Origin of the sequence: Microbacterium sp. NPDC091662 (genome assembly GCF_044756705.1) — a bacterium.
Taxonomy (GTDB): Bacteria; Actinomycetota; Actinomycetes; order Actinomycetales; family Microbacteriaceae; genus Microbacterium.
The window spans coordinates 42,068-54,539 of sequence record NZ_JBIVTM010000003.1 but is presented as its reverse complement, the minus strand read 5'-3'; the positions used below and the strand labels follow the sequence as shown (position 1 = coordinate 54,539).

General features: G+C 65.5%; 18 protein-coding genes and 1 pseudogene. 6 read left to right on the top strand and 13 right to left on the bottom strand.

Features of this window, described 5'->3' with window-relative positions:
* Positions 1 to 62: 62 nt before the first annotated feature.
* From ACIQLD_RS18455 to ACIQLD_RS18440, 4 genes and pseudogenes are all read right to left on the bottom strand, one after another.
* Positions 63 to 332 (bottom strand): hypothetical protein, encoded by a 270-nt coding sequence (locus ACIQLD_RS18455; protein WP_270410290.1) that lies wholly within the window; start codon positions 330 to 332, stop codon positions 63 to 65.
* Positions 332 to 964 (bottom strand): CPBP family intramembrane glutamic endopeptidase, encoded by a 633-nt coding sequence (locus tag ACIQLD_RS18450; protein WP_270410292.1) that lies wholly within the window; start codon positions 962 to 964, stop codon positions 332 to 334. Before ACIQLD_RS18450 ends, ACIQLD_RS18455 begins: the two co-directional genes overlap by 1 nt.
* A 586-nt stretch (positions 965 to 1,550) precedes the next feature.
* A pseudogene (locus ACIQLD_RS18445) lies at positions 1,551 to 1,859 on the bottom strand (hypothetical protein); the annotation flags it as partial.
* A 50-nt stretch (positions 1,860 to 1,909) separates the two neighbouring features.
* Entirely contained in the window at positions 1,910 to 2,848 is a 939-nt protein-coding gene (locus ACIQLD_RS18440; RefSeq protein ID WP_270410510.1) for an NAD(P)-dependent alcohol dehydrogenase, read from the bottom strand.
* A gap of 193 nt (positions 2,849 to 3,041) precedes the next feature.
* Here ACIQLD_RS18440 and ACIQLD_RS18435 point away from each other — a divergent pair, with 193 nt between their 5' ends.
* Positions 3,042 to 3,704, top strand: coding sequence for a TetR/AcrR family transcriptional regulator (locus tag ACIQLD_RS18435; protein WP_270410296.1), 663 nt, complete (start codon positions 3,042 to 3,044; stop codon positions 3,702 to 3,704).
* Positions 3,705 to 4,044: 340 nt separating this feature from the next.
* Here ACIQLD_RS18435 and ACIQLD_RS18430 read toward each other — a convergent pair whose 3' ends face one another.
* Positions 4,045 to 4,425 (bottom strand): LexA family protein, encoded by a 381-nt coding sequence (locus ACIQLD_RS18430; RefSeq protein WP_402610414.1) that lies wholly within the window; start codon positions 4,423 to 4,425, stop codon positions 4,045 to 4,047.
* A 403-nt stretch (positions 4,426 to 4,828) separates the two neighbouring features.
* Between ACIQLD_RS18430 and ACIQLD_RS18425 the strand changes: the two genes are divergently transcribed.
* Positions 4,829 to 5,623, top strand: coding sequence for an HNH endonuclease family protein (locus tag ACIQLD_RS18425; RefSeq protein ID WP_402610412.1), 795 nt, complete (start codon positions 4,829 to 4,831; stop codon positions 5,621 to 5,623).
* 449 nt (positions 5,624 to 6,072) lie between these two features.
* Positions 6,073 to 6,726 carry a hypothetical protein gene (locus tag ACIQLD_RS18420; RefSeq protein ID WP_402610410.1) on the top strand — a complete coding sequence of 218 codons (654 nt, stop codon included), beginning with the start codon at positions 6,073 to 6,075 and terminating at the stop codon, positions 6,724 to 6,726.
* A gap of 23 nt (positions 6,727 to 6,749) precedes the next feature.
* Here ACIQLD_RS18420 and ACIQLD_RS18415 read toward each other — a convergent pair whose 3' ends face one another.
* The 3 genes from ACIQLD_RS18415 to ACIQLD_RS18405 all read right to left on the bottom strand — a co-directional run bounded on the left by ACIQLD_RS18415 (position 6,750) and on the right by ACIQLD_RS18405 (position 8,544).
* Positions 6,750 to 7,451, bottom strand: a complete 702-nt coding sequence (locus tag ACIQLD_RS18415; protein WP_402610408.1) for a hypothetical protein — start codon at positions 7,449 to 7,451, stop codon at positions 6,750 to 6,752.
* Positions 7,452 to 7,714: 263 nt separating this feature from the next.
* On the bottom strand, positions 7,715 to 8,200 hold the full coding sequence (locus tag ACIQLD_RS18410) for a hypothetical protein (RefSeq protein WP_402610406.1): 486 nt from the start codon (positions 8,198 to 8,200) through the stop codon (positions 7,715 to 7,717).
* An 8-nt stretch (positions 8,201 to 8,208) separates the two neighbouring features.
* On the bottom strand, positions 8,209 to 8,544 hold the full coding sequence (locus ACIQLD_RS18405; RefSeq protein ID WP_402610404.1) for an Lsr2 family protein: 336 nt from the start codon (positions 8,542 to 8,544) through the stop codon (positions 8,209 to 8,211).
* Between the two features lie 148 nt (positions 8,545 to 8,692).
* Between ACIQLD_RS18405 and ACIQLD_RS18400 the strand changes: the two genes are divergently transcribed.
* From ACIQLD_RS18400 to ACIQLD_RS18390, 3 genes are all read left to right on the top strand, one after another.
* Positions 8,693 to 9,232, top strand: a complete 540-nt coding sequence (locus ACIQLD_RS18400; protein WP_402610402.1) for a hypothetical protein — start codon at positions 8,693 to 8,695, stop codon at positions 9,230 to 9,232.
* The gene (locus ACIQLD_RS18395) at positions 9,222 to 9,455 is read left to right on the top strand and encodes a hypothetical protein (RefSeq protein WP_402610400.1); all 234 of its coding nucleotides are present in this window, start codon (positions 9,222 to 9,224) and stop codon (positions 9,453 to 9,455) included. Before ACIQLD_RS18400 ends, ACIQLD_RS18395 begins: the two co-directional genes overlap by 11 nt.
* 121 nt (positions 9,456 to 9,576) lie before the next feature.
* The gene (locus tag ACIQLD_RS18390) at positions 9,577 to 10,053 is read left to right on the top strand and encodes a hypothetical protein (protein WP_402610398.1); all 477 of its coding nucleotides are present in this window, start codon (positions 9,577 to 9,579) and stop codon (positions 10,051 to 10,053) included.
* A gap of 15 nt (positions 10,054 to 10,068) precedes the next feature.
* Here the strand turns inward: ACIQLD_RS18390 and ACIQLD_RS18385 are convergent, their stop codons facing one another.
* Genes ACIQLD_RS18385 through ACIQLD_RS18365 form a run of 5 tightly spaced genes read right to left on the bottom strand, consistent with a single transcriptional unit; the run spans position 10,069 to position 12,469 of the window.
* Positions 10,069 to 10,377 (bottom strand): hypothetical protein, encoded by a 309-nt coding sequence (locus ACIQLD_RS18385; protein WP_402610396.1) that lies wholly within the window; start codon positions 10,375 to 10,377, stop codon positions 10,069 to 10,071.
* A 2-nt stretch (positions 10,378 to 10,379) separates the two neighbouring features.
* Positions 10,380 to 10,763, bottom strand: coding sequence for a hypothetical protein (locus ACIQLD_RS18380; protein ID WP_402610394.1), 384 nt, complete (start codon positions 10,761 to 10,763; stop codon positions 10,380 to 10,382).
* Positions 10,756 to 11,217 carry a hypothetical protein gene (locus tag ACIQLD_RS18375; protein ID WP_402610392.1) on the bottom strand — a complete coding sequence of 154 codons (462 nt, stop codon included), beginning with the start codon at positions 11,215 to 11,217 and terminating at the stop codon, positions 10,756 to 10,758. The genes ACIQLD_RS18380 and ACIQLD_RS18375 overlap by 8 nt, the downstream gene beginning before the upstream one ends.
* Complete coding sequence (locus ACIQLD_RS18370) at positions 11,214 to 11,771, bottom strand: hypothetical protein (protein ID WP_402610390.1); 558 nt, start codon at positions 11,769 to 11,771, stop codon at positions 11,214 to 11,216. Before ACIQLD_RS18370 ends, ACIQLD_RS18375 begins: the two co-directional genes overlap by 4 nt.
* On the bottom strand, positions 11,768 to 12,469 hold the full coding sequence (locus ACIQLD_RS18365; protein ID WP_402610388.1) for a hypothetical protein: 702 nt from the start codon (positions 12,467 to 12,469) through the stop codon (positions 11,768 to 11,770). The genes ACIQLD_RS18370 and ACIQLD_RS18365 overlap by 4 nt, the downstream gene beginning before the upstream one ends.
* Positions 12,470 to 12,472: the final 3 nt, after the last annotated feature.

Sequence of the window (12,472 nt, the reverse complement as noted above, 5' to 3'; positions counted from 1 at the left end):
CGGTCCGGCTCGCGGACGCGGACCGAGGGCCGCGCACTTCCTGGCCCCTGGCGGGGAACCCTTTACTCTTCCGTTTGACGCGGAGACGCCCGACGTGGTGCAGAAGCTTTCGCGAACGTCGCCCGCCAGTTCTCTACGGGCACGGCACGCAGACGTGCTGCCAAAAGCGCCGCCGCACTATGGGGATCTTCCCGCACGCCAGGTAGGGGAATGTCCGCCTGGTCGATGGTGCCGTCAGCGTCGGCGCGCTGGAATCTGACAACATAGCCGTCGTCTTCCCAGGCGGGAATCACGCGGTGCAAGGGCAGGCCGGTGGGAAGGACGAGATCCATCAGACGCAGTCGTTGTTCGAGAAGCCGTGCGGTCTGCCGGCGCGGGGTTTCCCATGACCGGTCCTGCGATGCCCGCTCGATCTCGTCGGTGTAGAGGCCGAGGTCGAAGGAGAGATCGGGCAGACTCCAGGGTCGTCCAATGTTGTCCGCCTCAGTGTCCTCGCCGACGGCAGGGAGCGGGTGAAAGAAGACGCCAGCGTAGTTACCGGAAAAACGGAGAGGAACAGGCTCTGAGAACTGTGGGTAATGACCCCGATCAAGGCGCTCTGGTATCGACGTGAGGGTAGAGACAGGATGAAGGTGTCCAGCAGAGCGATCGGGATGACCCAGGGCACGTGGAGGTGGTACACGGCGAAGAGGATGCCGTTGGTTACCCAATCCTTCGAGCCGAAGATGCCGTTCATCCGTGGCAGCAGATACCCGCGAAAGAGGAGTTCCTCGCCGAGGACTGTGTTGAAGATGAAGAAGGCGAGCAGGATGGCCAACCAGGCCCACGACCCGTAGAGGAGGGCCGCCCCATCGGATGAGCCGAGAAACTCGCCGAAGTCTCTCCCCGCAACCGGGGGAAGCCCGAAGGGGATGAGCTCCACGGCGAAGAACGCAATGACGAAGACAGGGACGATCAGCCACATCCGTCCCCCTCGTCGTCATTGCGTTCTTCGGGTTTCGTGGAGCCCTCAACCACAGCGCTTCCCGGACGACCTCCCACCTGAGGCTGCGTTGCTCCCTGAAGACCAGGAACGCCACCAACACGAATTGCCAGACTAGGCCTGCGGTGAGGAGCAGGATCAGCGATCGCGCGAGGGCCGAGGGAGTGTTCCAGCCGCTGGCCAGCAGGGGCGCGATCAGCCACGCCAGCACTGCCATCGGTAATGCTGCTGCGGCCCAGACTCCCACGATGCCGGGCAGCGTGAGTTGGCGGATCGTCGTGCTCTGTGGCGGCGAGTCCTCGCCGAACAGTGCCGGTTCCGATGTCGAGTGCGCACGGTTCATCGCACTGAGCCAGTTGCGGCGACGTGGCGGTCGGTACGGATGCCACGTGTCCTGCCGCACCAGCCGATCAGCCAGACAAGCAGTACGACCTCGCCGACGAATGTGAATTCGCCGATCATCGTCGGGTTGGCGGGGAGGAGCGCGATCGTCGCGGAGTCGATGGCACCCGGCCCCGGCGATGAGCACGAGGAGACCGATCCAGGTAGGGATGGTTGGCGATCGGATAACGGCAACGCCGACCACGGCGAGGTGAAGTCCGAAGATGAACAGGCCTGCGTCCCAGATTGCCTGGAACCGCTCGGTGTCGGCGGGCACCAGGAGGAATCCGGCGGCGACGGCGAAGACGGCACCGTAGGCGACCCGCAGTGCGGCAGCACTGAGGGCGAGGAGCTCACCACCCGATTTCAGAACCGGATACAGCGCGACTCCGGCGAGGACATCCAGTACCGCGATCACGAGTACGGTGAGGGCCGCGGCGCCGTTCGCGCCGGCGGGCAGCGCCCACAGCAACCCGAGTGGGGCCAGGACCACCATGAGCGCGAGCGAGATTCCTGCTACCAGTGCAGGGGTTCGTAGTGACGTGTTCATCGGTTTTCCTGTTCGTTGACGTGGATGGCGATTTTTCCCGCGACTGCGCCCGAAGCGAGTTCTTCGAGCGCTGTGGGCACCCCGCTGAGGGGGTAGGAGGCATGGACGTGGGGGCGCAGGCCGCCCTGGCTCGCGAGGTCGGCGAGTCTCACTAAGTCGGCGGAATTCGTGCGGACGAGAAGGTTCACAAACCGCTGCCCGCCCCACGCCATCCGCAACTGGTACGCGAAGGGGCGTCCATACCCTCCGGTCCAGGTGCCGCCTGACTCATTGCCGACGAAAATGAGCGTTCCGCGCGGTACGAGCGCCCCGCGCAGCGCGTTGAGGGAGGCGCCGCCGGCGCCGTCGAGGATCACGTCGTAGCGTTCTCCTTGCGCAAGAGCGTCTTCGCTGCGGTAGTCGATGGTCCGGGCGGCCCCGAGGCTCTCCACGAGATTCCTTTTCGAATCGCCGCACACGGCGGTCACGTCAGCACCCCTGAGCGCAGCGATCTGCACGGCGAGGCTGCCGACGCCCCCTGAGGCGCCGATGATGAGGACTCGCGTTCCCGGGCGGACCGTTCCATCAATGCCGCCGCGATCGAGTGCCTGCAGAGCGGTCAGGCCCGACTCGGCCAGGACGCCTGCTTCGGTGTCATCGAGCTCGACTGGTGCCGGCGCAAGATGGCTGGCTTTGGCCACCGCATACTCAGCGAAAGATCCTCGCGCAATGCCGAAGACTCGCTGTCCGAGCTGCAGAGAGCTCACTTCGGATCCCACGGCCACGACTTCGCCACACACATCCATGCCGGGCACGTTCTGTCGAGGCCGGCGCAGACCGGAAGCCACCCTGACCAGTCGCGGCAGGCCCGTCATCATGTGCCACACGCCACGAGAGACCCCGGCCGTTGACACTCGCAACAGAACCTCGTTCCGCCGAGGTGAGGGCACGGCCATACTTGACACCCGGAGTACTGCGGGCGGGCCGTAGCGATCATGCGTGACCGCAGTCATCTCCACTCCCTGCCCCCGATCCACGGATGCCACCTCGCTCGGAACGCTCATCATCAACCTCTCGTGGGACATATCACCTGCAATAACGTACACAGTACGGTACGATGTACTGTACACAGTACGGTAATGTCGGAGCATGGCAAACCCGCGAGCACCAAGAAACACGCTGACGCACGAAAAGCTGGTCGCTGCCGCGCTGCAACTGGTCGATGAGGACGGGATCGGTGCCTTCACGATCCGTGAACTCGCGAGCCGACTGCAGGTCCGGCCAATGTCGATCTATCACCACGCATCGTCAAAGGACGCCTTGTTGGACTACCTCGTGGACGCCGTCTTCAGTGAGGTGTACCTTCCCGAGGTGCACGGGCACTGGCGAGAGGAACTCACGCACCGGTCACGCTCCATGCGTGAAACGCTCGCACGTCACCGCTGGGCGCTTGCCGTCATGGAGACACGAGCCCACCCTGGGCCCGCAACCCTCACGAACCACGAAGCGGTGCTGGATGTCCTTCGCACATCGGGGTTCTCCCTGGAAGCTACAGCGCATGCCTACGCAATCCTCGATGCATTCGTGTACGGCTTCGCTTTGCAGGAAGCGATGCTCGAGACCGCCGGTCTGCCGATGGACTCGGCGCGCGTCATGCGTGGAATGGATCTCCGAGGATTCCCCCGTGTTGCGGAGATGGCCGCCGACTATGCGACAGCTGACGCCTATCCACTGACCGACACGTTCGACGTCGGTCTCGAGATCGTCATGGACGGCATCCAGCAGTTCACCTCAGCGGCACCTGCTTCCTGAACGTGATGCCTGGCTGGCGATACGAGTGAGGGTTCAGACCGCGGCAGGGCCAAAGAGGACGTTCGTGTCCGACGCTTACAAATCGAAGCGATGCCACGTGTAACGCGACGAGTGCAACGAAACGGCGTCAGTGCAACGGGAAGCTGTTCCCGACAGGTGACGCCGAGCCCCATCGGTGTTGCGTGACACACCGTGCCATCAGAAGCGGACCGTGTGTCACCTATACCTGGCTTATGTCATCGGAAAGCGATTCTGACAACCACCGCCGGCACACCCTCGAGGGTCGGATCAAAGACGCGCTCCCAGCTCACGTACGCCGAGTTCACATCGCAATGCCCAATCACCGTCGTGGCCGATGGAACCGGAAGGACACCGTGACGACGCCCCAGATGACCAGCTCGGAAAGCTCGTCGACGACGACATCCGGCCATTCCGTGCTCTCAGCTCGCAACGCCCAAGTGCCCCGTTCGCGCACCAGGCGCTTGATCGTGAATTCCCCGTCCAGGACAGCCACGACGACATCGCCGGCGTGCGGCACTTTGGACCGGTCGACTAGGACGACATCGCCATCATCGATGCCCGCGAGGGTCATCGACGTCCCGGCAACGCGGACCAGGAACGTAGCAGCCGGATCCTCGACCAGCATCTCCGTGAGATCGATGGGATTTTGCTCATAGTCCTGCGCTGGGCTGGGGAATCCGCAGGCAACGGCATCGAGCATCTGCGCCAGCGGGACTAGGGTGAGCGGACTCGCGACCGGGGACAGATCTACGATTGTCATTGCTTCCGCCTCCTCCCTTTATCGAACGGGAATCCGATAAGTGTATGCCGGTGGCGCGACGTTCCCAACTCATCATTGAGCCCACGGGGGTGCTCGGTATCATTGTTCGAGGCGCCCAGCCCTTTGGACTTCCAGATGAACTCCGATGATTCGTGTGACCTGACATCCGCGATCGGCTGGGCGCCTTTTCTCTTGCACCGGCCTACTCCAATGCCGTATATTTAGTGATGTCAGGTCACATAAAAGGAGATTTCGAGAACGGCCCCTCATCGCTCAGGATCGAGGTCGGCGTCCGATCTTTCCGCGCCCGCTCACCCATGGTGAGTGACGAACGGAGATCATCATGTCCCGCAAGAGAACCCGCAGCCTCGTTGCCCTCATCCCCATCGCAGTTATCGCCGCCATCGTGGCGTTCCTGCCGAACTGGGATAACTCGCCGGCGCCGCTGCCCGTCGTCCCCCCGTCGGCGCCGGCAATCGCCACCCCGACGCCGACATCGGCCGAGAGTGCAGCGCCCACCCCGACGGCGCCCACTACGCCCGCGAATGAGTTCACGGCTGCAGCTGCTGTCGCTGCAGCGCTACCTCTGGTGGACGTCGGCCAGGAGATACCCCCGTACCGCCGGTCCTCGTTCGGGACGGCATGGACCGACATCGACGGGAACGGCTGCCGGCAACGCGACGACGTCCTCGCCCGCGACCTGGTCGACGTCGTTCTCGCTGAGAACAGCTGCACGGTGCTCTCCGGAGTGCTCGAGCACGACCCGTACACCGGGCAGCGCATCATCTTCCAGCATGACCGGATCGCCGAGCCCGGCAACCGAGGATCGCAGGGGGTGCAGACCGAGCACATCTTCAGCCTCTATGCAGCGTTCGTCGGCGGAGCGTGGGCCTGGACTCCAGAGCGGCGCCTCGAGTTCGCCAACACGCTGGAGAACCTCATCGCGGTCCAGGGCAGCGCCAATGAATCGAAGGGTGAGGACGGCCCGGCGAAGTGGCTGCCGCCGGTCGAAACCGGGTACCTGTGCACCTACGTGCTCAAGTACACGCAGATCGCCCAGACCTGGGGCCTGGCAGTCGACGTCGCTGATCGTGATGCTCTGGTGCACACCCTCACCGTCTGCGGCGACCCGTCATGAGCAGCGCAGATCTGCTCGAGGATTCCTTCCCGCACGGATCCGTCGACGGATATCGCGACGGCTGCCGCGGGGCACTGTGTCCCGCCGTGATCTCCTGCCGCGACGTACACCGACGGTACAGCGGAGATTTCTCGTTCAGGAAGGCGATCGACGCCGGCGCCACGCTCGCGGAAATCCTGCAGCGCGATCGCGAGGCGCGCTCCCAAGCCCGCTCCCGATCGCTCACCCCCTCGAGCGCACCCCGAGAGAAGCCGGCACCCGCGCCGCGCACCGCGTCCCCCGCTCGGCGGCGGACGCCAGGGACCCAGCCCTCATCCGGGCCTGCCCGAACCTCTCAGCGGCGTGCGGCGCGGCCCACCCCGACACCGCCGCGAAAGCGACTGACCACGCCGACCCCGAGACCAGCACGGACACCCTCAGCTCCCATTGTGCGCACGGAGCCTGCGTGGGTGGCGCAGCTGAAGGAGCTGCACGCGGCTTCGCGCACCGATCGGGAGATCGCCGAAGCGCTGGGCGTCGATCGGCCCACTGCAGCTCGTCGACGTCGCAGCCTTGACCTCCCTCTCAACCCGGCGCCCCGCAAGACGCCGGCGGTGAAGCCGAGTCGGCCGAAGCGCTCCAAGTGGGACGGCGTCGAGCTGCAGCCGTGCGGCACATACGCCTCCTACGTGCGCGGGTGCCGATGCGAGCTGTGCGGTGAGGCACGGCGGACCTACCACCAGGAGTACGTCGCTCGGCGCAGAGCCGAGGGCATCCCCGCCGAGCATCACGGCACGGCGTACGGCTACCAGCTGGGGTGCCACGACCGAGACAGCTGCCCGTCCACGCCCGCCTGCTCCGATGCGTCAATCGCTGAGGAGCGGCGCCGCCGGCGGGAGGCGGGGATCCCCGCACAGCCCCCTCGCGTCGATGCCGCCCCCGTTCGCGAACACGTCCGCAACCTGATGAGCAACGGACGAAGCGTCAAGGCAATCGCCGCTGACGCGGATGTCTCGCTGTCCGGGCTGAAGATGCTGCTCTACGGCCGCTCCGGTGCACGCAAGGGCGAGATGCCCACGAAGATCGATGTCACGAAGGCGACGAAGCTTCTCGCCCTCGCCTGATCGCTGACTACCGGCGGGGTTGCTCATGACGCCGCGGCGGGATCTTCATCGAGCCAATGCGCCGGGGCCTCTTCCGCCCAACTCTCGAGCGCGCTCGCATCAAGGCCGTAGTAGCTGGCGATCGTGTGGGCGGTCTTGTAGAGGATCAGGCAGCCGAGGCGGACCTGGAAGTCGAGGACGTCGGGGTTTACCGGATACGACCAGGACGTCACCCCTTCGGACTCCTCGGCCACCGACTGCGATGCCAGCGACGTCACCGAGGGGTGCGATCGGTCGGACAGGACGTCGTAGACCCCGCTGCCCTTGGTGAAGTTGAGCGAGACGAAGAGATCGATCGCCCGGCCAAGACCCAGCATGGTCTCCCCGCCGATCCGCCACTCAACGATCTTCTCCGGGCCGTCGAGGGGTGTGTCCACGTCTGAGAACAGGCTTCCGATCCGTCTCAGCAGATTGTCTCGGTCCCGCTTGAGGGCCTTCGCCAACGGGGTGGAATGTTTGCTCGCGGTGTACTTGTCTCGCTGCAGCGCTGAGGCGTGCTCGAGCATCGCGCGAGCCACCCGGCGAGATGCAGCACCGCTTCCCTCGAGGGGCTGGAGCAGCCATGCCACTCTGCCCGCATGCTCGAGCTCCGCGCGCACCAGCGGCCAGACAGCCAACGGCACCAACGGCTCCGCGCGCAGCTGCGTCCCGACAGACTGCAGCAGCAGCGCGATCGCGTCGACCATGCGCCCTGACATGTACCCCGCGGCGTGCTCCTCGTTCGCCCCAGCTGCAGGAAGTTCCCGGTGAGCCTCTGTCGCGTCGAGGGCAGCTTGCGAGCCCGGGCGAGCGCCCGCCCCACCCTGCCGGGCGACAACGCGCCAGGCATCGACGAGAGAGTCGCTCAGGTCAGCGAGCGCAATGGGATCGCGCTTCTCTTCTGCAGTAGCCATGTGCACCAGCCGTTCTGTTCGAGGACACCAGCCCCCTCATTGTGGCCGAGAGGGGCTCAGCGTTTCCGGTTCGCGAACGGCCACCGCCCATAGACGTCCGCGAACGCCGCCCGATATCGGATCTCGACGTCTTCCGCAGACTCGCCGGGCGTGAGCGCCCAGGCCACGAGGAGATCGTCCTGATCGGCCAGCTGCCAGATCGAGCGGCCTCCCTGATGGCTCGATCCCTTCCGGGCGTACTGGCCCAGACGCTTCCGCAGTCCGCCCACCTTCGCCTCCGCCTTGCCGATGTACACCACAGGAGTTCCCGGCACCCACCGCGCAGCAAGGTCATCCACCGGGTAAGCCGAGCCCGCTCGAGCGCGCGTCAGCTCGAGCATGGCCGGCGGCGTGGTCGCCGGGCGCAGCACGACGTAGATCCCCGCCTCGCGAGGCACGCTCGCGCCGGCGAGATCTCCGAAGCGGACGAAGCCCTCAAAGCCGACCGCCGCGAGCGATACCCGGTCCCACGCTTCGGGCAACGCCAGCGCAACGCCGACCATCAGCAGATCTACGCCGGCCGCTTATTCGCGAACGCGATCTTCACCTCGCGTGAGATCCGGCCCTTGTCCGCGACCTCGAAGCCGTTCTCTCGCGCCCACTTCCGGATCTCCTCGAGCTGGCCGGCCATAAACTTCGCCGGCTCAGAGTTGCGCTGCACCCTCGGCGCACGTCGCCCGGCTTCAACGAAGGGAGCGAGCGCGGCCGTGAGCTCGTCGGCATGCGCAGCGCTCAGATCGATCTCGTAGTCACGGCCGTCGAGCCCGAAGCGGATGGTCTTCCCATCGTCTCCAAGTTCTGTGCCGTCGAGGTCGTCAATGAGCTGGTGAATGATCTGGCGCGCCATGCGGTCACGATATCCCAGCACGCATCACAAGCCCGAGATCCTCGCGGCCGCCAGATCTTCCCCAACCATTACCCCAACTTGGTTGACAGCGTGGGATCTAACCCGTATATTTAGCGATGTCAGGTTACACATTTCATTGGAGGTTGAGATGGAAGTCATCATCGTCCCTACAGACACGATCGATCTGCTGATCACGGCAGCCATGCTCGGATTTCGCCCAGACGATTCCCGAGCATCGGCGCAGCCACGACAGATCCTCGAGCTGGCCGATCGCTATGGGCAGAGCCTGGTCGACGAGAACCACGCCTCGGTCTCCGCGGCACGAGGCACCTCGTTTCCCGCCCCGCGCTACGAGTGGACCCCGGTCTTCGATCTGCTCTGGCGCGATGCCGGCGCAGATCTTGTCACAGACGAGCAAGCGCTCCAGCTCGAGCGCAGCCAGCTGCTCGTCGTCGAGAACTCCCGCGAACACGACGGCTGGGAGGGAAGCCTCGCGGAACGGTTCATGGACCGCCTCGCCACCGCGCTCTCCGGTCGGCTCCGGGACTGGCCCCTCGAGGCCGACCCAGACAACGTCGGGGTGATCGAGCACCGCGGCCTGAGTAGCATCGATGGTCGCTGGACCAGAGAGTCACCGAACGCCCGCACCGCCGGCGCAACGAACGCCGGAGCTCGCGATGACCGTTGAGCTCCTCCGCAACGATCCCGAGCTCGACGAGCTCGTCCGTCGATCGCAACGAGTCATGCGGACCATGATCTTCCTGCTCATCAGCGCGGGAGCGGTCACGTTCGCATGGTTCGCCCGAGAGTGGCTGTGGCACTTCACCGTGCTACTGCTCTTGACCTCATCCACCTTGGTGCTGATGGTGATCGCGACCGTGTCGGTCGTGGACGCCCTCCGGGACCACTGAACACGAAGAAGGCCCCGGAGGATGCAGCACCTCCGGGGCCAGGCGACATCGGGTGTCACGCCACGCTCATTGTCTCATATATGAAAGCTGCAGACCAGAAATCGGCGATAGGAACCCCGCGATGAACACACACTCCCTCTCCCTCGAGGAGATCGATGCGCTGCGCGCTCGGCTGCGCGAAATCGCTGCGCTCATCGCTCGACAGGAAGCCCGTCATGGGGAGCTTCGACAGCTGCAACTGGACCAGATTGGGATCGCCCTTCGCCATGGCGCCAACGTCAGCCAGGCTGCGCGCGAAAGCGGTCTGAGCCGCTATTGGCTCCTGCAGGCCGTCCCCCGGCTGCCGCAGTCGCCGGATGTCCTACCCGATCCGGCTACCCGGGATGGTGCGATCGTACGGATCCGCGAGATCCGTACGGAGTTGGAGACGGTCATTGCGCCGGCGCTCCTCGAGGGCCGAGCCGATCGCGACGAGATCATCCGCGCGTTGGCGCCGTCGATGGGCCGGTCACGCCTCCCGCAGCAGGACGTCGCCGCGGACGCGGGCATCTCGTCAGAGTGGATCCGCCGACTCCTGAAGGAGCAGCCCAAAAGCTGAGGATCGCACCCGGCGTCAGTCAAGTGCGAGCTCGAAGGCCGCGGCGTCGACGTCGAGTGTGACCTGCCGGGCATTGTTGCGGTAGATCCTGGCGGGGAGGACGGTCAGACGGTCGCCTTTGTGGATCAGTGTGCGGGCGAGTTCGGCGCGCGGTCCGTCCGCGTGCACGCTATACCCCGGCCCGGTGGATGGCTCGAGGTGGAATGAGACGTGCGCGGTGTGGTCGGGCAGCGCCCAGGTGAACGTCGGGGGCGTTGTCACGACGCCGGCGATCGGGGCAAATGTCCCCTGCCCTTCGATCATCTCGACTGCGGTGGTGGTCATGATCAATCTCCTTCATCTTGTTGGTCGCCGACACCTTCTGTGCCGTCGGGACGTTCTGAGACTTCGCGATGCGCGAAGCGTGCGCGGGCGTCGACGACTGAACCGGAGGACGGTGCACAGCTCGAGCAGACGTCATCCTGGTCGTCGAGCCACCAGCAGCCGCCCAGGCAGGCACGCTCGTCAGTGCACCCGCAGACACGGCACGTCCTGATCAGCTCGAGGGTGACGTCGATGCCGAGACGGTCGAGATCCTCGGCCATTGCCGTGACTCGATCGAGGAGTTCCTGCGGGGCATTGGAGGAGACGCCGATGTCGACGCTCACGGGCGCTGCATCGGCGGCACTCTGATCGACCGTCGACGTCGCTTCGGGGTTGTTGTCAGTCATGGCTATCAGCCCTCTCGGTTTCGGCGACTGCTATCCACTCGGCCTTGGGGTCAACCTCGATCTCTCGCACTGCCTCCCCGCGGAACGCGCGGCCGAGCAGCTCGAGCCGCCTGTTGAGCGCGAATGCTCCCCGACCCGGTCGACCAATCACGAACGGGCTGGGGGTTTGCTGGAGTCGATCGATTCGAAGCATCTGCTGCACCACGAGCCGCTGGGCGCCATCGAGGATCTCCTGCCCGTGATCGACGGTGCTCTCGCCGCTCTCGAGGTCGGCTGCCTCGGTGCGCAGGAGTGCGGCGAGGCCGAACAGTTCGGAGCTCGCGTCGACATCGTCTGCAGCTGCCGCCCTGGCACCTTGGGTGTCCGCCGAGCGGGCGAGATCGTTCATCACCTCGCAGAGGGAGGCGATGCGGTCGGTGGGGGTTTCCATCAGTGAGTTCTCGATCGTCATCATCGTGGGTCGTTCAGATAGTCGGTGATCATGCGCTCGACGTCGTCCGCGGCGGGGCCGAGAACCTCGAGTCGGCTGCTGAAGTCGACGGCACCCATGGCGCCCCGATCGTTCGTGCGATCGAGGACGAGTCCCACGATGCGGCCGGCGAGGTCGGACATGCGGCTGTGCAGCGGAAGGACTGAGGTGATCTCATCGCCGGCAGTCCAGGGTTCGCTCTCGACGCCGAAGGAGCGTGCGATCGCGCGCACTGTCGGGCAGTCGGTCGCGGAGGTCCAGTCGCAGCTGCGGCATCCAACGCCGTGGTACCGATCTCCGATGTAGGTGGGTGCGAACGTCTGCCGCCAGATCTGCCATGGCCGGTGCCAGTCCAGCACCTCGAGGAGCGCGTCGAAGGAGCGCTCCTGGTCGCTGTCCCAGGCAGCGTCGCGAGCGTTGGTGATCTTCGCAAGGAGACGTTCCCGTGCGGGACTCACCGGCGCGGGAGTGTATCGGCCGGGAGCCGTGTCCTGGTAGATGCTTCCGACGATGAGGTCGCCCGCGAGCCGGTGAGTCATGAGGCGGCCTCTCCTGCTTTGCTCCGCGCGGCGCCGGCGGTCTCGTTGACGCTGTCAGGGTCGAGCGTGTGGACGATCTCGTCGACGAGAGCCTCTGCGGAACGCTGGAGGCGATCGAGTTCCTGCCTACGCGGTTCCGACAACGTCTCGTACCGCGCGAGGCTCTCGATGCGGTCGAGCATCCCGACACGGCGGTCCTCCTTCGCGGCGGCCTCCCAGAGCGCAACCGGATCGTGGGTCGCCACGTAATACCGGTCCAGCACATCAGCGCTGCGGAAGATCGTCGAATAGCGAATGCGCCCTCGAGTGACCTCACTGACGTACTGCGGCGCGGACCCGTCGCGCGCATCCGAAGCAATCAGCCCGTTCCACACCGGGATGGTCTTCGGCTGGCTGAGGAACAGAAGGACCGCCGCGGCGAAGCTCCCCAGGATCAGAAACGACGGGGCCTTGATCATGAGGAGCAGGACCCCGAGACCGAGGAAGGCGGCCGCTGTGAGGGGGATGATCAGTTGGAGGCGGCGCCGCCAGAGCACATAGCGGATGTGGCCGCGGAGGAGCGCAGCGGCGTCGTCGATCCTCTCCGGATCGACGAGCTGCCCTTCGGTGGGGTCGTCGATGGCCGCGACCCATGCCTCCATGCGAGCGCCCTCAAGCGGATTCCTCGGGGTGGGGAGCAGGTTGGTTGAGCGACGCATGGG